The sequence below is a fragment of the Pseudoalteromonas sp. PAST1 genome (assembly GCF_021532515.1).
Taxonomy (GTDB): Bacteria; Pseudomonadota; Gammaproteobacteria; order Enterobacterales; family Alteromonadaceae; genus Pseudoalteromonas; species Pseudoalteromonas simplex.
This window is the reverse complement of record NZ_JAKGBH010000001.1, coordinates 78,783-101,250: the sequence shown is the minus strand read 5'-3', so window position 1 is coordinate 101,250 and position 22,468 is coordinate 78,783. Positions and strand designations below refer to the sequence as shown.

Sequence of the window (22,468 nt, the reverse complement as noted above, 5' to 3'; positions counted from 1 at the left end):
ATCGAAGTCGCTTAAAATGCAATCAATTTTATAAAATTTTTCTATGCTCAGGATAAGCGGCACTTTTTAACGTGCCGAACAGTGAGTTTATGCTACTAAAATCGCTAATTTAGCGCTGATTTGGCTATTAAATGATGTGATTAGCTACTTGTCATTTTATAGCAACGCTCGGGTCGCCCGATACTTCCGTAGCTCTGATCAGCACTGACTTGCTCAGCTTCAAGCAAGTATTCAAGGTAACGACGGGCTGTTGAGCGGCTTACGCCGACTAAATCACCCATTTGCTGAGCAGTAAAAGCCGTGCCAATATTCGCTTTAAACGCTTTTAAGATCTTTTGCAAAGTAAGCTGATCCACCCCTTTTGGCAGCCTGACAGGGGTTTTTAACTGTTCTTGCGATCCAAATAAAGTATCGACCATAGATTGGGTTACTTCATCGGCATCTGACAAACATTGTTGCCTTGCTTCGAATCGCGCCAGCGCTTGATCTAAACGATTTAGCATTAATGGTTTTACTAAGAAGTCACAGGCGCCAAGTTGCATGGCTTTTTCCAGTGTTTCTACTTCTTTTGCTGCGGTTAATAGCATTACTTCGCTTTTCATTTCTTCGCGGCGTAATTCATTAAGTAAATCAAGACCGTTGCCATCGGGTAAATGAATATCGAGCAAAATTAAATCGGCATTAATCGCCGATAATAACGCTTTCGCGGTGGCAAGATTGCCTGCAATACCAACAACCTGATATTGCCCCTGACGTAGAGTTTGCCGTGCCCCTTGTTGGCCAGCAACGCCATGAGGAAGTAATAAGTATTGCGCCAATAATTGGGCTACTTCAACTTCGTCTTCAACAATGACAACTGAGTAAGTCATGTTCTTTACCTTTTATTTATAGGCTGATCATTTTTTATTATTTTGGAATGTAGACACTTAAGCGTGCCCCCATCAGATCAGACTCACCTATTTCTAAACTACCACGACACGAATCTAAGTTGGTTTTGACCAAATAAAGGCCGATACCATGCTCAGCCCCTGACTTAGAACTGTATTGTGGTGTAAATATCACATCCTTGTCATCGCCTAAACCAAAACCGCTGTCTTCAACATCAAACAATAGTGTTTTACTGGTTTCATCAACCGTAACACGAACCTTAGGGGTACGTGTATCGCTAGCTCGAATAGCAGCTTCAATTGCGTTATCAATCAAATTGCCAAGTATCGAGACAACCCGTTCAAGCATATCTTTACGGGTGATCGATCCTAATAAACTATCTGGATTAAGCTCAAGTATCACGTTTAATTCACGGGCTTTGTGGTATTTACCAACCAATAAACCTGCTAGTACCGGATCTTGGATCCTTTCGAGTAAATGATGGATCTGCGCTTGCGAGCCTTTACTTTCTTGACCAATTAACTCAATTGCCTGATCCGTTTGCCCCATTTGAATTAACGCACCAATTAAGTTTAGCTTGTTCGAGTAATCATGCGTTTGCACTCGTAATAACTCAGCAAAGGCTTGCACTTTAGTTAATTGCTGCGATAAATATTCAAGCTCATCCGCAGGGCGCATACTCAACAAAATACCATCAGCCTGACCTTGCACTTGCAATGCATATCGCGACAACACAATGCGTTTATCGGCGGCAAACAATTCAAAACCAACAATCGGACGCTGTTGGTTATGCATCAAAAACTCGCTATGTTCAGGAAGCAAATCTGCAAGCTTAAGTGGCTGATGAATACAGCTAGTCGGTTTACCGAGGATTTCGCAAGCACGCTGGTTTAAGTTACGCACGTTACCCTCAGGATCGAGGGCAATAATGCCGCTACGAACGGTATTCAAAATAGCATCTTGCTCCGAGAACAACCGTGCTATTTCGTCAGGCTGTAAACCAAAAATAGCGTTACGTACCCGTTGACCGATATATACCGCAGCCAGAATGCTCAAGCCCACTAACAACAAGCCCCAAAGCATAATTTCAGCACTGCGAGCACGAATAAGCGGTTCAATTGACTGCACTAAAAAGCCAACCGAAACCAAGCCGATAACTTCGCCCTGCTCTGAAAGCACAGGGACTTTGCCACGAATAGACTCGCCCAAACTCCCTTTTGCAATCGATACATACCGCTCACCACGTAGCGCCGCTTTACTATCACCACCCACCATCGGCTTACCGAGCTTGTCAGAGTCGGGGTGAACAATGCGGCGAGTATTTTTATCGCCAATTACGATAAAGCTGGCAGCGGTGAGTTCACGAATATGCTCAATTTGCGTATTTAACTCATCAAGCCCTTGCTTGGTTTGCAATGCGCTTTGCACATCATCCCGTGAGGCAATACTGGTTGCGAGCGCAAGCGCTTTATCACCCATGTGGTTATGTAAGCTTTCTGCAGTGATCTGATACACCAATGCGCCAAACAACACAGCCTGTAAAACACATAGACCGGTAACCCAAATAATGAGTCGCGTTTCTAAGCGCTTAGGTTTTTTAACCATATGCTGAAATGGGTTTAGCTTATTGGTGTATCTCATATCAGTGCCTTGTTCTACGCATGTTGCTCTGCTTGCGTAGCTGCTTTTTCTTTACGACGTTGGACAATATAGTCTTTCAGTGGGAACAACAACACTAAGATCGAAATCACAAAAATACTCAGTGTTAATGGGCGGTCCCATAAAAAGCTCAGCGAACCATCAGAAATCATCATTGCACGGCGGAAGTTTCGCTCAATCATATCACCGAGGATAAAGCCAAGTAATAAAGGTGCCATCGGGAAAGCTAACAATCGAAGCACCAAGGCCACCAGCGCAAAGCCCACCATCATAAATAAATCAAAGGTGTTAAATGACACTAAATACACACCAATTAAGCTGAAGAATAAAATCATCACGGTCAGCACAGATTTAGGCATTGCCAACACTTTAGCGAAATATGGGATCAACGGCAGATTCAAAATCAGCAGTACAATGTTGCCAAAGTACATACTGACAATAACTGCCCAAAACACGCTTGGGTTTTCTTGCATTAACATAGGGCCCGGCTGAATACCGTAAGCAATTAATGCCCCTAGCATGATCGCTGTTGTACCAGAGCCTGGAATACCTAAAGTCAGTAATGGTACAAATGAGCCCGTACAGGCTGCATTATTAGCCGACTCAGGTGCCGCTAAGCCACGCATTGAACCCTTACCAAATTTATCTTTCAGTGCCTTTGGAGCAAGGTTACGCTCAGTAGCGTAGGCCATAAAGCTGGCAATGGTTGCCCCTGCACCCGGTAAAACACCGACTATAAAGCCAAGTAAAGATGAGCGGCCAACCACAGGAGCCATATCTTTTACTTCTTCTTTAGTCAGTTTTGTTGAACCAATTTTTGGCGTATCAGGATCGTCAATTTTTTTATCTGGCTCAGCTTCTGGGCGCGCCACATTAATCAGTGCCTCAGCCAACGCAAATGTTGCCATTGCTACTAATAAAAAGCTAATACCATCTAGTAAATCAGCTTGGCCAAAAGTAAAGCGCTCGGTACCTGAAGAGGGATCAATACCTACCGTTGCCAGCATTAAACCAAATACCGTCATCATCATGGCTTTTAAAAATTGCCCTTTATTGGAGAACGCAGCAATCGCCGTTAAGCCTAAAAACATCAGTACAACATAATCAGGCGACTGAAAACTTAATGACACTTTCGCTAATAATGGCGCAGCCACCATCAATAAAATGGCGCCAATGGTCCCGCCTATAAAGGATGAATAAGCTGCAATCGCAAGGGCTTTACCAGCCTTACCTTGTTTTGCTAGTGGGTAACCATCAAACGATGACGCTACCGTGCCTGCCACACCCGGCGCATTAATCAAAATAGAAGAAGTAGAGCCACCGAATATAGCCCCGTAGTAAACACCGGCCATTAAAATCATGCCCGAATCAGCACCGATGCTGTAAGTGATCGGGATCATCAACGCAATCGCGGTAATTGGACCAAGACCCGGTAGCATACCGATGAACGTGCCAACAAAGCAGCCAACAATCACATATAACAAGTTGTTCCAGTCGAGTACGGTCGACAAACCTAACATAATTCCATCAAGCATAACTTAACTCCACAGATTGCCAGGTACTAAGTAAATGCCCAGTACTTGTGTCATTAAAAACCAAAAAACCACGGCCACAGGCACAGAAGCAAACAACAACACTGCCTTACGGCGTTCGCCCATGATAAAAAAGCCCGTAATTAAAAAGGCACTGGTGGCAATTAAAAAGCCGAACGGTTCAAGCATGGCGCTATAAGCAACCATTAATACCAACAGTGCAAAGGTACGTAGTAAGTTACCCTTACTGAGTAGCTCTGCTTTTTCTGCAGGTGCTTGCTTTAATAAGTTGGCACCAATCGATAGTACACACACCACGATACCGAATACTGCATACACTTTTGGTAAGGTTGCAGAAGTAACGCTTTCGTACTCTTCAAATGGCATAAGTGGAATTTGCCAAGCCACAAGGGCGTAGAGGGTAAAGAGGACCAAGAATAAACTTGGTCCAATTAGTTCACGGTTTAACATCGTCTAACCTTAGCCTCGGATAAAACCAAGTTCTTTCATTACAACGCGTAATTGCGCTTCTTGCTGCTCAAGCGATTTAATAAACGCTTCTTTTTCTTGAAATAGATTTAGCCAACCATTGCGGGCACGAACCGCTTCCCATTCAGGGGTTTGTTGCAACTTACGTAGTTTTTCTGTGTACTCGGCAAGTTTGTCTGCTGGTAAATCTGGGGTTGCAAAAAAGCCGCGCCAGTTTACGAACTCCATGTCGTAACCTAGCGACTTTAAGGTTGGAATTGCTGGGTAATCTGGCAATGTTTCTGCAGAAGTCACCGCTAAAATACGTGCCTGACCACCATTAGCGACTTCGAGTGCTTCACTTAAGCCTGTTGAAAGTAAGTTGACCTCACCCGACAATAAACCAGCTTTCGCTTTACCACCGGCATCGTAAGGAATGTAACGTAATCGACGACCATCAAGACCCGCCGCTTTAACCGCTTGTGCAGCCACTAAGTGATCCATGCTGCCGCGCGCAGAGCCACCTGCTACTTTTACAGAGCCTGGGTCTTTTTTCATGGCATCAATAACGTCTTGCCATGTTTTAAATGGCGAGTCATTACGCACCACAAATGCACCATAATCAGCAATCATGCTGGCAACTGGTGTTAAATCGCGATAGCTGTAAGGAATTTTGCCTGATAATGCGCGCAGAACGATAGGCGTTGAGTTAACCATCAACATATCGCCTTTTTTAGTGCCCGACTCAATCAAGTAAGCAATTGCACGGCCACCGCCGCCGCCCGACATATTCTGAAACGATGCATTATCTTCAATGCCCGCTTTTACCATTGCTTCACCAACACCACGTGCTGTGGTATCCCAACCGCCGCCTGGGCCACCTGGTACCAAAAAGTGTAAGTTTGCCAATGCCAATGGGCTGGCTACTAATAATGAAGCTGCTAAAACAGATCTTTTTAATGATTTAAACATAGTCATAATGCACGACTCCTAAAATAAGTACTGCATACGAGCACTGATGCCCATACCTGAATCTTCATCACCTACCAGGGTAGAAGCACCGGCACCATCAACATCGCTGTAAATCAGGTTGCCCATAAATTTGATATCGCAGCTTAGATAATAAGATGTGCCTAATGTGTAAGTGGTTACATCGGTACCTTGCTGTTTGCTGCTGGCGTTCATTTGTGACACACGTGCAACAAGCTCCCATGCATCTTTAATCCCTTTTGGTTGTACAAATAATGCTGAGCCTGCTTTGTAACGGCGCTGCTCACCACCTAAGAAGTAACTTGCCGAAACATGGAAGCCATCAAAACGTTCACCATCAAGTTCGTTGCTACTATCGACCGTATCAAGGTAACGGCTGGCATATTCAGCCTCTAGAGTGAATGCATTCGCTTGGTAGGCAAATTCAAGACCGCTTTGCGACATGCTATTTAGCGCTGCCGTTTCACCACCGACTGCGTAATCGACTAAGCGAACATTGGTTTCACGCACTTCACCACGGGCAAAACGAGCGCTTAAGTCATTGCCGCCCATATCACGATAAGAGTGCCAAGCACCTAAATGAATCACATCACCCGGTGCTGCACTTGACCAGGTTAAGCGACCTGTTACAGCCAATGTCAGTTTGTCATTTTCGTCATGGCCTGAAGCACCAAACGCATCGTTTTTGTAAACACCCACGGCGTAACGCAAGCCTGAATCTTTAAAGTATTGATAAGCCGAGATACCCCAGCGGAAGAAAGGAGAGAAGGTGTTAGCAAGGGTGCTACGCTCAATGGTATTAATGTGTTTAGAACTGGTTAGCGCATTGAGCGACATGTCTTCACGGATTTTACCGGCTTTTACTTTTAAGCCGTTGTCGAATGCATAACGTACCCGCGCTAACACGATTTCAGCCGTGCCTTCAGAAAATTCGAGTAGTAATTTGTGATCCCAGTTACCATGTTCACTTTCAACATAAGTACGGATACGACGTGGGAAGAAGTCGCTGCCTCCAGCGCCATCATTGTCGGCATTGTAAGCACCGTCGAAATAGTTGTAATCAAGTTGCACGCGACCACCAAATTCTAGGTTGAAGCCGCTAGATGTTTTTAATGAATCCACTTCTTTTTGAAGTGCATCGAGTTGTTGCTGTAGTTGTTCAGTGTCGCTTTGTGCGAATGCTGATGTACTTGCTAACGCCGCTGCAACGGCTAAAGCGAGCTGTGTGTTACTTGCTTTCATGAATTACTCCACACCAGATTATAATTATTTGTTGTCGTTGATCGGCCTACTGCAAACGGCGATCTGGTTTGGAGCATAGTGTTAACGATAGATTAACGAAATGTTTAGGGGGTAAGTTGCATTGATGGTGATAAATGGCTTTTTGTTCATAAAACTCATGAACAAAAAGCACATTACTGGGGGTTAGTATAAAATCTAGGCAAATTAGCTGCTTAAAAGTCGCAAAACTAGCTAAAAGTCATCTCAGGAATGTCACCAGAGACAATAAGCTTGCCCTGTGTCTTAGCAATAATCTCATCAACCGAGACACCCGGGGCACGCTCTAATAAATGAAATGCACCGTCTTTAATTTCTAATAGTGCCAAATCGGTGATCACTTTATTGATACAACCAACACCTGTTAACGGCAAACTGCATTCGGTCAGCAGTTTTGATTCGCCATGCTTGTTGGCATGGGTCATGGTACAAATAATGTTTTTAGCACCGGCCACTAAATCCATCGCACCGCCCATCCCTTTAACCAGCTTTTTCGGGATCATCCAACTGGCTATGTTGCCGTTTTGGTCTACTTCAAACGCGCCCAGCACGGTTAAATCAACGTGGCCACCGCGGATCATGGCAAAGCTTTCTGCGGAGCTAAATATAGCCGCCCCCGTTGCAGCGGTGACCGTTTCTTTACCTGCGTTAATCATATCAGCATCAACTTGGTCTGCACTTGGGTATGGCCCCATACCGAGTAAACCATTTTCAGATTGCAGCATCACTTCGATGCCATCAGGGACATAATTAGCAACCAAGGTTGGAATACCTATGCCTAAGTTAACGTAGTAACCATCCTGTAGTTCCATCGCCACGCGTTTAGCGATTTGTTCTCGTGATAATGCCATCAGCGTGCTCCTTATTGATTCTCTTGCTTAGTGGTAACTTTCTCGATGCGCTTTTCAAATTCACCTTTAATCACTCGGTCAATATAGATACCCGGCGTGTGAATTTGGCTTGGCTCTAGCTCCCCTGGCTCAACAATTTCTTCAACTTCAAGAACCGTAATTTTGCCTGCGGTTGCTGCCATCGGATTAAAGTTCATCGCCGTATGACGATAAATGCAATTACCGTAGCGATCTGCTTTCCACGCTTTAACTATCGCAAAGTCGCCAGTAATGCTTGGCTCTAATAAATAATCGCGACCATTAATATTGCGGGTTTCTTTACCGTCAGCCACCGGTGTACCGACACCCGTTGCGGTATAAAATGCAGGAATGCCCGCGCCACCTGCGCGCATTTTTTCAGCTAAGGTGCCTTGCGGTGTCAGCTCAACTTCAAGTTCACCATTTAATAGCTGCTGCTCAAATAACGCGTTTTCACCAACGTAAGAGGCAACCATCTTGCTGATTTGCTTATCTTCAAGCAGCACACCTAAACCAAAACCATCAACGCCACAGTTATTCGATACCACGGTTAAATCTCGGGTGCCTTGACGTTTAATTTGCGCAATCAGTCCTTCAGGAATACCGCATAAGCCAAATCCACCGGCTATCACTGTCATGCCATCTTCAAGGCCAGCCATTGCTTCGCTATAACTTGTAACTACTTTATCAAAACCTGCCATTGGCTCCTCCTATTGTGCAGTCCAACCGCCATCAATGGCGATTGCTTGGGCGGTAATATTGCGTGCTGCATCGGCCATTAAAAAGCTAACGGTATGCAGGATCTCATCTAAGCCGATAAATGCTTTTTTCGGCATCGGTGCTAGCATAATTGTGTCGATCACTTGTTGCTCAGAAATGCCATGTTCTTTGGCTTGCGAGGCAATTTGTTGCTCCACAAGCGGCGTTTTTACATAGGCTGGGCACACGGTATTAATCGTGATGTTGGCATCGCCCGTTTCAAGTGCCATGGTTTTAGCAAAGCCGATTAAGCCATGTTTTGCAGCGATATAAGCCGACTTATATTTAGATGCCACCATGGCATGAATTGAGCCAATATTAATGATGCGACCAAAATCTTGCTCACGCATGCGAGGGAGTACCGCCTTGGTCATCATCGCCGGGCCAACGAGCATAACTTGCTGTAAGAACTGCCATTTATCAGCAGGAAAATCTTCAAGCTTCGCAACGTGCTGAATACCTGCATTATTAATAAGTACATCAATTGGCTGATTAAGCTCAGTGAAAAACTGCTCAATTGCATCACTATCTGCCACATTAAGCGCATACCCTTCGGCGCTACCACCTTGCTCAACAATGCCTGCCGCCGCTTGTTGTGCAGCTTGCTGATTTAAATCAGTCACAATAATAGTGTGACCTTGCATCGCCAGTTGCTGAGCAACATATAGACCAATCCCACTGGCTGCACCGGTAATTAAAACTGTTTTGCTCATCGGGTTACTCCTCTAAAAACTCACTGATAAGCTGCGCTTTCGGGGCGATTGAGAAAATGCCATCAAGGTGTCCCCAACCCCCTTCAATTTCTGAAATCTCAACGTCTTTACCTGCCGCTTTCATGGTGTCAAAAACGGTGCGCATGTTTTCAGGGCGAAGCAGTAAGTCGTTCGTTGCGGGTAGTAATAATGTTTTGGCAGAGACATTTTTAAGTGCCGTTGTTAAATCGCTTTGCATACCAGCGGTAAATAGTTGTGATGCCCGGACCAAATAAAGTACATGGTTTGCATCTTGGGTTTTAGCTCGTGCCATTGCGCGCTGAGCGAGTACTTGGTTTAACTTAGGCAAGGTACGAATATCTTTTAATGCACCTTCATCCAATACATTAAAGTCAGGGAAGCTCGCGTTATAAATAATTGGATGCATCGCATCTTGCGTAATATTAAGCATGGTTGCCGCTAAACCATCTAACGGGCGCTCTTTGCCGTAGTAATTACCTTGCTGCCAGTTTTTATCTAGACGAATTGGTAACGCCCATTTTTCAAGTGCAGCGACTGTCCATGCATCCATCGTTGCAGCGCCAATCACATGAATTAAACGCTCTACTTTATCTGGGTAACGAGTTGCCCACTCAAGTGCTTGAAACGACCCCATTGATGCACCCATCACAGCATGTAACTTAGTGATACCTAGGTTGTCGAGTAAACGCTTTTGCACATTCACAAAGTCAGTAATCGTAACCACAGGGAAATCCAAACCATAAGGTTTACCTGTTTTTGGATTAGTTGACGCAGGGCCTGTGGTAATAACATTTTCATCATGCCAGTTGGCATTTACTAAAGTATCTGAGCTAATCACATAATATTTATTGGTATCGATAGCTTTACCTGGGCCGATAATCGCATCCCAATAACCCGGTAGGGCATCATCTGCTTTATATTTACCTGCGGCATGAGAAGTACCAGAGAAGTAATGAGTGATTAAAATCACGTTATCTTTATTGGCGTTTAGTTTACCGTAGCTTTCCCAGCCAATATCCACTTGCTCTAACGTCACACCAGACACGGTGGTAAAATCTTTTGTCGTAAAATGCTGCTTTTCCACCAGCATGGTGTCGGCTTTATTTGCAGCGCCAAACGCAGTGCTACTAAATACAACCAGCCATAGCAAAATTATTAATTTGGTTTTCATTGCTGTTCCTTAAAAGATAATAAAGAGTCCGAGTGCCAATGCGACACCGATAAGCGGAATAACCGCCGTCAGCGCTGCCATTGACCAATACGCACGTTGGTGCGTTTCTTTACAGATAGCGCGTATTGTTGTGACCACATAACCATTATGCGGCAAGGTATCGAGGGCTCCAGAGCTAATTGCCACTACTCGGTGCAGTTGTTCGGGGTTTACACCCATGTCTAAATAACCTGGTGCGACAAGGGGTAATGCAATGGCTTGCCCGCCAGAAGCAGAGCCAGTTAAACCAGCAATTACACTAACCGCAATCGCAGCACCAACCAACTCATTCCCCGGCATATGGGTCATCACATCGACAGCGGCGGTAAATGCTGGTGATACTTTCGCCACAGCGCCAAAACCAACCACGGCAGCGGTATTACCGATTGCCACTAAGGCGCCGGTTGTACCAACATTAATAGCGTTACCCATATCGTGAAAATGCTTAAAATTGATAATCACAATACTCAGTACACCACCAAGCAAAGCGACAATAAGCGCGGTTTGCTGCAGTACATCATGTAGCGTAAATGATAAAAGCAGCACCACAATCAGTGGGATCACACCCGTAATTGGATGCGGACGACGACGCTCAATAATGACAGGATCATCATCACGCGCTTCAAAGGTTTCGCCATTAGCAACGGCTTTTTTGATCATCTTGTTCAACCAAAAGTAACCTGCTGTCGCCATGAAAATAGCGACCACTAAGCTCACTTCCCACGCTGCATAGGGTGACGTACCAAGGTGCTTAACCGGGATCCAGTTTTGAATTTCTGGCGAGCCTGCCGAAGTCATGGTAAAGGTCACCGAACCAAATGCCAGCGTTGCTGGAATAAAGCGGCGCGGTAAGTTTGCATCTTTAAACAGACTTAATGCCATTGGATAAACGGAAAACGCAACAATAAAGACGCTCACGCCACCGTAGGTTAAAACAGCACAGGCAATCACAACCGCAAGAACGGCGTGCTTCATACCTAGTTTACCCACAATGTAGCTTGCAACACTGTCTGCAGCACCGGTGTCTTCCATGAATTTACCGAACAACGACCCCAGTAAAAACATAAAAAACCACGCACTTAAGAAGCCTGCAAAGCCATCCATATAGGCGTTAATAAAGTTTGTATCTGCCGATACAGGGAAAATGGCCATGCCACTACTAAGTGCAACTAACAGTGCACAGATTGGCGCAGCGATAAATAAATTTACCCCACGCAGCGTTAAAATGATCAGCAGTATTAAACCGCCTAACAGTCCTATCATGCTCAGCATAGACATTCCTATAATTATTGTTATTACACAGATAAGGTGACATCGGAATAATGCTTTCAGTCTTACCCTAAGCGTTCAAAAAATACATAACACTAAGGTACTATCTGCTTTAAAAATAGCTTAATTGCTTGATAAATAAAGGGCTGTGACGGGTATAGCACTATGGTACTAATTCAATTTTTGCAACTATCTTCTACATTAATTGACAGGTGACACGGGCAAATCTTATTCAGTCTTCGGCAACATCGATGTGAGTGGCCATAAGACTAATGACAACAATAACAAGGAATACAACATGATAAAGCTTAACCCAAAAGTCGCGCCACTTACTCTGGCTGTATCACTTGCTTTGGCAGGTGTCAGTGCTCAAGCGGCAGAACAAGCCGAACCTGCAGCAAAAAAAGGCGAACTTGAACGTATTCAGGTAACAGCACGTAAAACTGTTGAAAACCTGCAAGAAGTGCCAGTCGCAGTCACTTCAATTGGTGCTGAAGAGCTAGCTGAAAATGGCATCGTCGTCATGACCGAAGTTCAGCAGTTCTCGCCAAATACCACCTTACAAGCAAGCCGTGGTACTAACTCTACAATTACTGCGTTTATTCGTGGTGTAGGTCAGCAAGATCCACTTTGGGGGTATGAGCCAGGCGTAGGTATTTATATCGATGATGTTTATCTTGCTCGCCCACAAGGTGCCGTGCTTGATCTGCTTGATGTGCAACAAATCGAAGTATTACGCGGCCCACAAGGGACGCTTTACGGTAAAAATACCATTGGTGGTGCAATTAAATACGTCACCAAAGAAATGAGCGGTGATGCTACCTTAAATATACAAGGCACTGTAGGTAGCTATAACCAAAAAGATTTAAAAATCACTGGCCAATTACCGATTGTTGACGAAAAACTTTACGTGGGTTTTGGTTTTGCAACGCTTAACCGTGATGGCTTTGGTGAGTTTTTAACATCGGCTCTTGATAACCAAGACCGCGAAAACTACAACAAAGACGTAACCGCAGCTCGTGTTACACTCGAATACACACCGACTGATGACTTATTCTTCCGCCTCGCGTGGGATAAAACAGAAGACAAATCAAACGCAAAAGGTGGTTACCGTTTACTACCAAGTATTCTTACTGATGCACCAGTTCCAGACAGCGTGTATGACTCTTACACCAGCTTACCAACATGGAATAAAGTTGAACTCGAAGGTTACAGCTTAACTGCTCGTTGGGATATGACTGACAGCACTAGCATTAAATATATCGGTTCAAGCCGTGAGAGCTACTCACCAACCAATATCGACTTTGATAACACGTCACTGCAAATTTTCGACGTACCTGCTATTTACGATGATGAGCAAACGACTCACGAGTTGCAGCTAAATCATCAAGGCGATAACTACAAATTGGTTTCAGGTCTTTACTACTATGATGGTGAATCTTGCGGTCAATTTGAGGCTATTTTAGGTATCTTAGGTCAAAGTCTAGGTGCTCCGGGTCTGACTCGTGAAGTAAGCGGCTGTAGTAACTCAAACAGTAAAGCAGCGTATATCCAAAGCTCGATTGATTTAACAGATAAATGGTCAATGACACTCGGCGCACGTTACACCAAAGACAAAAAAGAAGCGCAGGTTAACAATGGCCTAATCTTTGACATTGTTTACCCTGAATCAGGTTGGGTACCAGGTTACACTCGCCCAGAAGGTCAGCTTGTACCAACGGTACTCGATGATGAAGAAGAATGGTCACGCTTCACACCACGTGCTGGCGTTGAATACCAGTACAATCGTGACATCATGTTCTTTGCAAGTTATGCGCAAGGCTTTAAGTCAGGTACTTTCAATCCACGTGCAACCACTGCAGAGCCAGCTGCAAAGCCAGAAATCGTCGATTCATTCGAAATCGGTATGAAGAGTGAGTGGAACAACAACTTACGTGCAAACGTCACGTTATTCACCCTTGACCATAAAGACCGTCAATATATTTCGGTATTACCGGGCGATAGCGCAGCAGATCTGAACCAACGTTTAGGTAACATTGGTGAGTCAACATCAGATGGTATTGAGCTTGAGCTTAACTATGTTGCAACAGAATCACTCAGCTTTGATGCATCAGTGGGTTACATCGATAGTAGCTTTGATAACGTAATTGATTACGACCCAGAAACCGGTGAAGCATTCGATAAATCAGACCGCTTTACGGTATCAAACACACCTGATTTAACCTTTAACCTGGGTGCAACGTACCGCATGTACACAGAAATGGGTGACTTTGTTGTCAACGGTAACTACTACCACAGAGGCAACTACGCGCTATTCGAAGAAGATAGCCTATTAACGCAAGATGCTTACGGTATCTTTAATATGGGTATTACTTGGTACAGCACAGATGGTCACTGGACGGCAGGTCTTTACGGTAAAAACTTAACGGACGAAGAGTACATGATTGGTGGTTACCAGTTCGTAGCACCTGATCCAACAGACCCAACAGATACCAGCAAATACACCCCAGGTTTAGGTGGTGATAATACCCTGATTGGTTACTACGGCGACCCTCGTACTGTAGCCTTCACTGTTGGTTACCGTTTCTAAAATAGAATCTAAATCCTTGTGTGAGAAAGGTTTGTCTGAAACTTCCCCTCAGGCAAACCTTGTTTCAAAAGGCAAAATCACTTATAACATAACGCATTGGAGAATCGAGGGAATGTCTTTAGCTGTGAACACCATAATCGCCGATGATCACCCGTTATTTAGAAGTGCGCTGCGTCAAGCTGCCGCGACATCAGTGCCAGAAGAACATATTAAAGAAACCAGTGACATTGATGGTTTGTTTGCACTGTTAAGCGCTCACCCTGAGATTGAACTGATATTTTTAGACCTTACGATCCCAGGTGCAAATGGCCTGCAAGCCCTTTCGCAACTGCGTAACCACTACCCTGATATCTTGGTAATCATGGTCTCTGCCAATGAGACACCCGCCATAATCAAACAAGCGATGAGCCTTGGCGCTGCTGGCTATATTCCTAAGTCATCTTCTTTAGATGTTATTAGTGAAGCAATTAGTCATGTACTCAATGGCGACACTTGGTTACCACCTGAAGTGGATTTAACCGATGTGGTGATCAACGACGAACAAAGCGAATTTGCTCGTAACCTTGAAAAACTAACTCCGCAGCAATACCGCGTACTAGCGATGATTGCCGACGGTTTATTGAATAAACAAATCGCCTTTGAAATGTCGATTCAAGAAACTACAATCAAACAACATGTGTCAGCGATTTTACGCAAACTCAATGTTTATAACCGTACTCAAGCGGGCATTTTGTTTAATCAGCTTTCGCAGGTTGGCAAAATCGAAGAAAGCTAATTTAAGCATTCACTCCCAGTTTTAAAACTCGCTTTCCCAGTAGTGGGAAAAGCTCACGTTGCAAAAGATAAAAAGTTACTACTTTTCAACACCTTAACTTTTGGCACAAAACTCGCCTTAGCTATTCCATGATTATTTATTTTTCTCAGTATCATGGATTTAGACAGCACACTAAAACGCAAACCTCAGCAATCAAAAGCTAAAAAATGGCTGGCTGGTGCAGCTATTGGCGTATCGGCTCTTGGCGCTTTAATGATGTATCAATGGGCGACACCCACTGTAGTTGCTGCAAGCCAACTGCAAATAGCAACCGTAGAACAAGCCGATTTTGTGGTAAAAATACGTGGCTTTGGTCGTTTAAAGCCAAAGTATCAACGTTATTTAACCAATACCGACACCGCAATGGTCGAAGCTATCCATGTATACCCCGGCACTATCGTTAAAAAAGACACGGTGATTTTAAGCCTCGTCAACCCACAGCAAGCGCAGCGTTTATCGGTCGCTCGGCTAGAACTTGCTCGCCAAAAAGCCAGTGTTAATGAGCAAAGAATTAACCAGCAAAGTGAACTACTTGAGCGCCAAGCAAATCTCGCCATATTAAAAAGTGAGCTGCAAAGTGCAGAGCTTAGAGTCGATGCTGAAAGCAAACTGATCGAGCAAGGGATTGTTTCAAGCCTCGATTACAAACGAAGCATACTAAACGTTGCACAGCTTACAGAGCGCGTAAGTATCGAGCAGCAACGCCTTGCACAGCTTAAAGAAATGCACTTACAACGTAGCAAAATACAGCAAGAACTATTAAGCCAATTTGAGCTTAATTATCAGGTTGAACAACACGCTTTTGATCAGCTGCAAATAACAGCTGGCATCGATGGCATGCTACAAGAGTTGAATGTTGAACTTGGCCAAAACCTCGTGCCGGGTACCCGCCTTGCGGTGGTTGGCTCAAATAAAGCACTCAAAGCAGAGCTAAGCGTTAAGCAAGCAGATGCCGAAAAAGTGGCACTCAATATGGCAGCGAAAGTAAACACCTTTAGCCAAGCAGACCACAGTGAAGTTGATGCCAAAGTCACCCGAATTGACCCTATTGTTACCGATGGTCGAGTTATTATCGAACTTGATTTACAAGGCACACTGCCTGCCAATGCCCGCCCCGATTTAAGCATTGAAGGCTATGTCGTTAGCAACATTATTCCCGATGCGTTAACCATTAACGTGCCGCAAAAAGCACAAGCAAATAGCGAAGCCACGCTATTTAAACTTAATCCAAATACCCAGTTAGCAACGCCAACCAATATCGAATTTGGTACACTCAGTGACAATCAAATTCAACTTTTGAGCGGTGCCACCGTGGGCGAACAGCTGATCATTTCAGACCTTTCTAAATGGCAGCATTTGGCAACAATAAAAATCGAACAGGACAGTTTATGAAAACCAACACGCTTATCTCATTAAACAAAATCGCCAAAGTTTATCGCGGCCAAAATGTTGAAACCTATGCATTAAAAGACATCAGCCTGAATATTAACCAAGGTGATTATATCTGCATTAGCGGCCCATCTGGCTGTGGTAAATCGACGCTGCTGTCATTATTAGGCTTACTCGATAGCCCAACTGCTGGCGACTATTTCATTAAAGAAGTCGATACAAAAACCCTCGATATGGATCAGCAAGCTGAACTTAGAAACCTTCACATTGGTTTTATATTTCAGTCGTTTAACCTAATTGATGAATTATCGGTGTTTGACAACGTAGCACTGCCGCTCACTTATCGAGAGCCAGCCATGATCCCAAACGAAATTGAGCTTGCGGTAAAACAGGCCCTTGATGAGGTTGAGATGGGCCACCGTGCTCAGCACAAACCAAACCAATTATCTGGTGGTCAGCAACAGCGTATTGCTATTGCCCGCGCACTGGCTGGCAAGCCAAGCATTTTATTGGTGGATGAGCCAACTGGTAACTTAGATTCAAAAAATGGTGATGCCGTCATGGACTTGCTTGATGAGCTGAATAAAAAAGGCACCACGATTTGCATGGTAACCCATGATTTACGTTATGCAGGACGTGCAAAGACGCAACTTAAATTGCTAGATGGTGAAATTGTTTCCTACTCTGAAGCTCGCCAAGCACCTAGCAACGACACTGCTGAGCAAGTACTCGAAAGCGCCGAGGTGATGTAATGAAATTAACCAAAACACGCGCCCAACTGAGCTTAGCGTGGGCATCATTAATGAATGCTCCTGGCTTTGTCACTGCGGTTATCGCAACGCTTGCTTTAACATTGGCCACCTTGTTTGTGGTGCTTAGCCTTGTTAACAGCTACTTTTTAAAGCCCCTTGATGTGTACGATGAAAGCCGCATGGTGGTGGTTGAGCAATCACTTACCTATGATGACTACGATGCTACTGGCTTTCAAAGCTACCAGTCGATGGTGCATTGGCTTAAGCATAATCAAAGCTTTGAACAAAGTATGATGATCAATGCGGGTGAGCAAATCTTTGCAAACCTAGATGGCGAACCTAAAGAGCCTGTGCTGTATGTTGGCGGCAACTATTTTGACTTATTAAACACGCCATTTTTAATGGGACAGGGTTTTGACCTTGGAGAAACACTCGAAACTCCTGATGACCGCGTTGTTATCTCTGCTAACTTCTGGCGCAAGCATTACAACAGCGACCCGAACATTATTGGTAAAACACTTTCAGTCATGGCGGGTGAAACCGATTACGTTCACCGTATCGTCGGTGTTGTTGATGACTCATTCAGCCCACCCTACATGTTTAAAGCAAGTGACGTTGAAGTGTGGTTTCCATCCAGTGCGGACCGCCGTTTCTTTCACAATGACGATTGGCAAAGCCCGTGGACAAACACTTTCAAAAACCTAAAACTGATTGCAGTTTTAAAGCCTGGGGTCACCATAGATCAAGTTAAAGTCGATTTAAAACAGCAAATTGATACGGTTAAATCAGAGTGGCTAAACAACGGGGGGATCACCGATGTAAAACCTGAAGTAACCCCGTATCGTGACGTTGAGCTGGGTAATAACGATGACTTAAGCTTAATGATGTTAGCCGGTGCAGTAGGGCTACTGATTATTGCAGTACTTAATGTAAGCACGTTGTTTTTCTCACGCGCTCTTGCTCAACATAAAACCCTCGCTTTGCAGGCGGTGTTAGGTGCAAAACGCAGCACATTATTTAAAAGTATCTTTTTACAGTCACTGATTTTAATGACCTTATCGGTAAGCATTGCGCTGTTTTTATCGGTATGGGGCATACGTTTATTTAAAGTACTAGCAGAAGGCCGACTGCCACTGGTTAATAGCTTGGCCGTGGATAGCACGTTGGTCATTGTTGCCATCATACTGTGTATTGCTCTTGCTTATATTTTCTCTGTAATTACAGCGCGTTTGGTGAATTACAAAACCCTAAATACGCAAATGCAGAACAGTGGTAAAGGCGGGGTTTCACAGGTATCTGGCCGTACAGTGCGTATTTTAATTGGTTCACAAATGTTTGTTGCCGCGCTGCTTGTGAGTTTTTCGGTGATGGTAGTCAGTAAAGCAATGGGCACGATAAACCGCCCACTCGGCAGTGATACCGAAAACCTGTATTTTGCTAACCTGTTCCAGCCAAATAATCAGATGTCATTGGCTGAGCGCTACGAACATATGCTGCAATACAAGCAGGTTTTGCTTGATAGCCAAGGCATTGATGATGTTGCCCTGGGTCACAGCCCAGTATCAGCAAGACAAAATGCCAACACCCTGACTGATGTAAACGGTAAAAGCTCAATTTTCTTCCCTAGTCAGTGGGTAGGGCCTGATTACTTTGCGTTAGTTAACACCAAAGTTCTCGCTGGCCGCACCTTTAGCGAACAAGCTATACGCGGTGAAACCAACGAGATACTTGTCTCGGTCAGCGTTGCAGAGAACTTATTACCAGGCCAAGACTATCGAAATATCATCGGTAAGAGCTACCAAGGCTTAGAAGAAAAGATGTATGAAGTGGTGGGTGTAACCGAAGATTTTAATCACCCTAAATACTACGATGAGTCGTTTGGTCGTCACATTTGGTGGCCAGCAACACCGTATAGCTACATGTTTACAATCAAAGCTTCTGAAGGCGTTAAGCTAACAAATAAACAAATACTTAATACGCTAAAAGAAAAGAACAGCGACCTAACCATGTGGCAGTTTAATGACCTGCAACAAGAGTACGACAATTTACTGTATATGAGCCGACTGACCGTGGTTCTATGTAGTACCTTAGCGCTATTTACTCTATTATTAGCAGCAATCGGTATTTTTGGGGTACTGAGCTACAACCTGGGTCTGCGCCGTTATGAGTTTGGTATTCGTATGGCATTAGGTGCGAAAAAAGCGCGCTTATTCAAGCTTATGAGTGTTGAAGCTATTATCCCTGTGCTCATTGGCTTTGCGGTTGCTCTCGCCGCGGTAATGGTGGGTTTTTACATGTTACAAGGACAGCTCATGTCTTGGCTGATACTTGATGTAAGACTGCAATTACTCGCTTGGAGTATTACCTTATGTATTGCGCTATTCGCTTGCTTTAGACCTTTGGTTTTACTGCTCAAAGCAAAACCTATGGCCGCACTACGTAACGATTAACAGCACAAAATGGTGGCTTAAGTTTTAGCTTAAGCTACCTCAACAGGATAATAAGAAAACATCATGGACAAAATCTTAGTCATAGACGATCAAGCTGATGTGCGTCTGGCTGCTACTGTTGCATTACAACAACTGGGCTTACATTGCCTTGAGGCCGAAGGCCCTGAACATGCCCTTGAATTATTAAAATCGGAGCACATTAGCCTGATTTTGCTTGATATGAACTACAAGCTCGACACCACCTCAGGTGAAGAAGGGTTACGCTTTTTAAAGCAACTAAATCAATTAGGTTCGACCATACCTGTCATTGTCATGACCGCATGGGCCAGCATTGATGTTGCCGTTAAAGCCATGCAATTAGGGGCTGTCGACTTTGTTGAAAAGCCATGGAATAACTTACGCTTAACCGCCGTTGTGCAACAACAACTCAAGCTCAAGCAAAGTAATCACGACAACGCGTGCTTAAAGGCGCTTACCAGTGACACACAAGCACATTACATAGCTCAATCAGAAATCATGCAGCTGTTGCTTGCCAAAGCTGAGCGCGCAGCTAAAACCGATGCCAGCATTTTAATTACCGGCGAAAATGGCACTGGCAAAAGCTTATAGGCACATTATATTCACCAGCGCTCACTCAGAGCTGATAAACGCTATGTAAGCGTGAATGTTGGCGCCATTGCCCCGACGCTATTCGAAAGCGAATTATTTGGCCATAAGAAAGGCTCTTTTACTGATGCCAAAGAAGACCGCCTAGGGCGTTTTGAAATTGCCGAAGGCGGCACCTTATTTTTAGATGAAATTGCAACTTTAAGCCTTGAGCTACAAAGTAAAATGCTGCGTGTGCTAGAAAGCAAAGAATTCGAAGTGCTCGGCTCAAGCCAAACCAAAACCGCCGATGTTCGGATTATTTCTGCCACCAATAGTGAATTAGCTACGACCATTGAGCAGGGTGAATTCCGCCGTGACTTATTATTTAGACTCAATACCATTGAACTACACATTCCACCGCTTCGCGACAGAAAAGACGACATCGCTCCCTTGGCAGAACACTTGTTGTTAGTGCATGGTAAAAAATACCAACGTGCAAATATGGCGCTAAGTCCTGATGCCCTAAACGCGCTAAAAAATTACAGCTGGCCTGGTAATATTCGTGAGCTAAGTCACTGCATTGAACGCGCGGTGATCATGAGCGATAACAACAATGTTCAAGCCAATGACCTCATTTTAGATCAACCAAGTTGCGAGCAAACAAATAGTAATGCAGAACAAGCTTTGCCACTATTGCCCCTTGAAGAGCTTGAAAAACAGATGATTCAAAAAGCACTGCTGCAATTTAATGGCAATGTTATCGCCGCAGGAGAGTTTTTAGGATTAAGTAAATCAGCGATTTATCGTCGCATTGATAAACATCAGCTCGATTTAAAAGAAGTAGAACGCTAAATGAGTAGCAAGTTGTCGTTAGAGCAGCGTGTTCGACGCTATTTTTATATGGTTATAGCGGTGCTATTAGCACTTGGTATTGCCCTTTCGCTCAGCTTAGAACTAGATTGGTTTGCCAGTATCAGCCTATTATTGCCGTTTATCGGGATAAGCGCTTTTGCTTTAATTAAAAGCTACCGTGCGATCACCGATGTGGTTGAACGCTTTGGCCTGCAACTAGATGCACTGGCAAATGACGAAAGTAATAGTTGGCATTTAGCGTCTTATCAAACTGGACGAGTCGCAGCGCTTAAGCAAGATTTTGCCAAGCTCAGCAATAAAATAGCCAAGAACAAACGCCATTATATGCAAACAGAAGAGTTTGTTTTTGAGTTTGCCAGCATGCTGGACTTACCCATCGTTATACTAGACCCCCATGGCTTGATTTACTTTAGTAATAAGGCGTTTATCAACAGTATTAGTCATCGCCAGATTGAAGGTAAATCGGCCAGCGACTTAGGCATTGCACTGCATGATGGCGAATGGCAACAAAACAGAGACTCACTGTTTAAACAACGCTTTCAAATCTCATCGCAGACTTTTTGGCGGACCGGCAGAAACTTTGAATTACTAACCTTTTTTTCAATTGAGCAACAGCTTCGCGATAACGAACAACTTGTTTGGCAACGTTTAATTCGCGTGTTGAATCATGAAGTGCGTAACTCACTCACGCCGATTTATTCAATGAGTCAGTCATTGCAAACCCTTAAGCGCCAAGGACAAATTAGCAGTCACGATGATCTCGCCCAAGATATGCTGCAAGTTATAGAAAAGCGCGCTCAACACTTGCTTGATTTTGTAGCCAGTTACAGTGCGTTTGCCAAGCTACCACCCGCACAAAAACAAGCAATCAGTAGCGAGCAATTAAACACACGTTTAAGCGCTATCTTTCCTGAACTCGTAATAAATAGCAGTGAAGAGTTACATATTAATGCCGACTTTGGTCAGCTAGAACAAGCATTGATCAACTTGATAAAAAATGCCTTTGAAGCAGGCAGCGATTCTGCCCCAACCCTCACTTGGTCAAGGCAGGGTGATAGCTTGAATATTGCAATTAGCGACCAAGGTTGTGGTATTCAAAACCCCGATAACTTGTTCGTGCCATTTTACTCGACCAAAGCAAATGGCACAGGTATAGGACTTGTGATCACCCGAGAACTTGTGCGTAACCAAGGCTTTGAGTTATCAATAAACTCAAAACCCCTGCAAGGCACAGAAGCTACAATTACGGTGCCCAGCTAACTTATTTTACAAATGTGGCTTTCACACGCTTAGATAAACCTAAATAAAAAGCAAAACTTCAGCGCCATTTTCTAGGCATTTATATGAGCCAAATTA

The 22,468-nt window shown here is 44.2% G+C and carries 17 protein-coding genes and 1 pseudogene; 7 read left to right on the top strand and 11 right to left on the bottom strand.

Annotated features, from left to right (window positions below; genetic code table 11):
• Positions 1–140: 140 nt before the first annotated feature.
• From L1272_RS00410 to L1272_RS00360, 11 genes are all read right to left on the bottom strand, one after another.
• Positions 141–869 carry a response regulator gene (locus L1272_RS00410; RefSeq protein WP_166341214.1) on the bottom strand — a complete coding sequence of 243 codons (729 nt, stop codon included), beginning with the start codon at positions 867–869 and terminating at the stop codon, positions 141–143.
• A gap of 37 nt (positions 870–906) precedes the next feature.
• Complete coding sequence (locus L1272_RS00405; RefSeq protein ID WP_166341216.1) at positions 907–2,529, bottom strand: ATP-binding protein; 1,623 nt, start codon at positions 2,527–2,529, stop codon at positions 907–909.
• A 14-nt stretch (positions 2,530–2,543) separates the two neighbouring features.
• Positions 2,544–4,082, bottom strand: a complete 1,539-nt coding sequence (locus L1272_RS00400) for a tripartite tricarboxylate transporter permease (protein WP_054552331.1) — start codon at positions 4,080–4,082, stop codon at positions 2,544–2,546.
• 3 nt (positions 4,083–4,085) lie between these two features.
• Entirely contained in the window at positions 4,086–4,550 is a 465-nt protein-coding gene (locus L1272_RS00395; protein ID WP_054562934.1) for a tripartite tricarboxylate transporter TctB family protein, read from the bottom strand.
• A gap of 9 nt (positions 4,551–4,559) precedes the next feature.
• Positions 4,560–5,525: a Bug family tripartite tricarboxylate transporter substrate binding protein gene (locus L1272_RS00390; protein WP_370625277.1), complete on the bottom strand. Its 966-nt coding sequence runs from the start codon at positions 5,523–5,525 to the stop codon at positions 4,560–4,562.
• Between the two features lie 12 nt (positions 5,526–5,537).
• Positions 5,538–6,779 carry an OprO/OprP family phosphate-selective porin gene (locus L1272_RS00385; protein WP_235372550.1) on the bottom strand — a complete coding sequence of 414 codons (1,242 nt, stop codon included), beginning with the start codon at positions 6,777–6,779 and terminating at the stop codon, positions 5,538–5,540.
• Positions 6,780–7,006: 227 nt separating this feature from the next.
• Positions 7,007–7,666 (bottom strand): 3-oxoacid CoA-transferase subunit B, encoded by a 660-nt coding sequence (locus L1272_RS00380; protein ID WP_130050233.1) that lies wholly within the window; start codon positions 7,664–7,666, stop codon positions 7,007–7,009.
• A gap of 11 nt (positions 7,667–7,677) precedes the next feature.
• Positions 7,678–8,385: a CoA transferase subunit A gene (locus L1272_RS00375; RefSeq protein WP_063527828.1), complete on the bottom strand. Its 708-nt coding sequence runs from the start codon at positions 8,383–8,385 to the stop codon at positions 7,678–7,680.
• Positions 8,386–8,394: 9 nt separating this feature from the next.
• Entirely contained in the window at positions 8,395–9,156 is a 762-nt protein-coding gene (locus tag L1272_RS00370) for a 3-hydroxybutyrate dehydrogenase (RefSeq protein ID WP_054552326.1), read from the bottom strand.
• 4 nt (positions 9,157–9,160) lie between these two features.
• On the bottom strand, positions 9,161–10,348 hold the full coding sequence (locus L1272_RS00365) for an E22 family MetX-like putative esterase (RefSeq protein WP_199528619.1): 1,188 nt from the start codon (positions 10,346–10,348) through the stop codon (positions 9,161–9,163).
• A 9-nt stretch (positions 10,349–10,357) separates the two neighbouring features.
• A complete protein-coding gene (locus L1272_RS00360) occupies positions 10,358–11,659 on the bottom strand; it encodes a GntP family permease (RefSeq protein ID WP_235372549.1) in 1,302 nt (433 codons plus the stop codon).
• A 295-nt stretch (positions 11,660–11,954) separates the two neighbouring features.
• On the opposite strand from L1272_RS00360, the gene L1272_RS00355 reads away from it, so the two are divergent.
• The 7 genes and pseudogenes from L1272_RS00355 to L1272_RS00325 all read left to right on the top strand — a co-directional run bounded on the left by L1272_RS00355 (position 11,955) and on the right by L1272_RS00325 (position 22,372).
• The gene (locus tag L1272_RS00355; RefSeq protein WP_235372548.1) at positions 11,955–14,246 is read left to right on the top strand and encodes a TonB-dependent receptor; all 2,292 of its coding nucleotides are present in this window, start codon (positions 11,955–11,957) and stop codon (positions 14,244–14,246) included.
• Between the two features lie 112 nt (positions 14,247–14,358).
• Complete coding sequence (locus L1272_RS00350) at positions 14,359–15,021, top strand: response regulator transcription factor (protein WP_054552322.1); 663 nt, start codon at positions 14,359–14,361, stop codon at positions 15,019–15,021.
• 153 nt (positions 15,022–15,174) lie between these two features.
• A complete protein-coding gene (locus L1272_RS00345; protein ID WP_235372547.1) occupies positions 15,175–16,452 on the top strand; it encodes an efflux RND transporter periplasmic adaptor subunit in 1,278 nt (425 codons plus the stop codon).
• Positions 16,449–17,201 carry an ABC transporter ATP-binding protein gene (locus L1272_RS00340; RefSeq protein WP_235372546.1) on the top strand — a complete coding sequence of 251 codons (753 nt, stop codon included), beginning with the start codon at positions 16,449–16,451 and terminating at the stop codon, positions 17,199–17,201. Before L1272_RS00345 ends, L1272_RS00340 begins: the two co-directional genes overlap by 4 nt.
• A complete protein-coding gene (locus L1272_RS00335) occupies positions 17,201–19,651 on the top strand; it encodes an ABC transporter permease (protein ID WP_235372545.1) in 2,451 nt (816 codons plus the stop codon). The genes L1272_RS00340 and L1272_RS00335 overlap by 1 nt, the downstream gene beginning before the upstream one ends.
• A gap of 63 nt (positions 19,652–19,714) precedes the next feature.
• Positions 19,715–21,091 (top strand): annotated as a pseudogene (locus L1272_RS00330) (sigma-54-dependent transcriptional regulator).
• A complete protein-coding gene (locus L1272_RS00325) occupies positions 21,092–22,372 on the top strand; it encodes a sensor histidine kinase (RefSeq protein WP_235372544.1) in 1,281 nt (426 codons plus the stop codon).
• Positions 22,373–22,468 lie beyond the last annotated feature (96 nt).

Bases quoted from the DNA above. Each gene is read 5' to 3' on its own strand.
- L1272_RS00410 (WP_166341214.1), bottom strand. From the start codon at position 869: ATGACTTACTCAGTTGTCATTGTTGAAGACGAAGTTGAAGTAGCCCAA.
- L1272_RS00405 (WP_166341216.1), bottom strand. From the start codon at position 2,529: ATGAGATACACCAATAAGCTAAACCCATTTCAGCATATGGTTAAAAAA.
- L1272_RS00400 (WP_054552331.1), bottom strand. From the start codon at position 4,082: ATGCTTGATGGAATTATGTTAGGTTTGTCGACCGTACTCGACTGGAAC.
- L1272_RS00395 (WP_054562934.1), bottom strand. From the start codon at position 4,550: ATGTTAAACCGTGAACTAATTGGACCAAGTTTATTCTTGGTCCTCTTT.
- L1272_RS00390 (WP_370625277.1), bottom strand. From the start codon at position 5,525: ATGACTATGTTTAAATCATTAAAAAGATCTGTTTTAGCAGCTTCATTA.
- L1272_RS00385 (WP_235372550.1), bottom strand. From the start codon at position 6,779: ATGAAAGCAAGTAACACACAGCTCGCTTTAGCCGTTGCAGCGGCGTTA.
- L1272_RS00380 (WP_130050233.1), bottom strand. From the start codon at position 7,666: ATGGCATTATCACGAGAACAAATCGCTAAACGCGTGGCGATGGAACTA.
- L1272_RS00375 (WP_063527828.1), bottom strand. From the start codon at position 8,385: ATGGCAGGTTTTGATAAAGTAGTTACAAGTTATAGCGAAGCAATGGCT.
- L1272_RS00370 (WP_054552326.1), bottom strand. From the start codon at position 9,156: ATGAGCAAAACAGTTTTAATTACCGGTGCAGCCAGTGGGATTGGTCTA.
- L1272_RS00365 (WP_199528619.1), bottom strand. From the start codon at position 10,348: ATGAAAACCAAATTAATAATTTTGCTATGGCTGGTTGTATTTAGTAGC.
- L1272_RS00360 (WP_235372549.1), bottom strand. From the start codon at position 11,659: ATGCTGAGCATGATAGGACTGTTAGGCGGTTTAATACTGCTGATCATT.
- L1272_RS00355 (WP_235372548.1), top strand. From the start codon at position 11,955: ATGATAAAGCTTAACCCAAAAGTCGCGCCACTTACTCTGGCTGTATCA.
- L1272_RS00350 (WP_054552322.1), top strand. From the start codon at position 14,359: ATGTCTTTAGCTGTGAACACCATAATCGCCGATGATCACCCGTTATTT.
- L1272_RS00345 (WP_235372547.1), top strand. From the start codon at position 15,175: ATGGATTTAGACAGCACACTAAAACGCAAACCTCAGCAATCAAAAGCT.
- L1272_RS00340 (WP_235372546.1), top strand. From the start codon at position 16,449: ATGAAAACCAACACGCTTATCTCATTAAACAAAATCGCCAAAGTTTAT.
- L1272_RS00335 (WP_235372545.1), top strand. From the start codon at position 17,201: ATGAAATTAACCAAAACACGCGCCCAACTGAGCTTAGCGTGGGCATCA.
- L1272_RS00325 (WP_235372544.1), top strand. From the start codon at position 21,092: ATGAGTAGCAAGTTGTCGTTAGAGCAGCGTGTTCGACGCTATTTTTAT.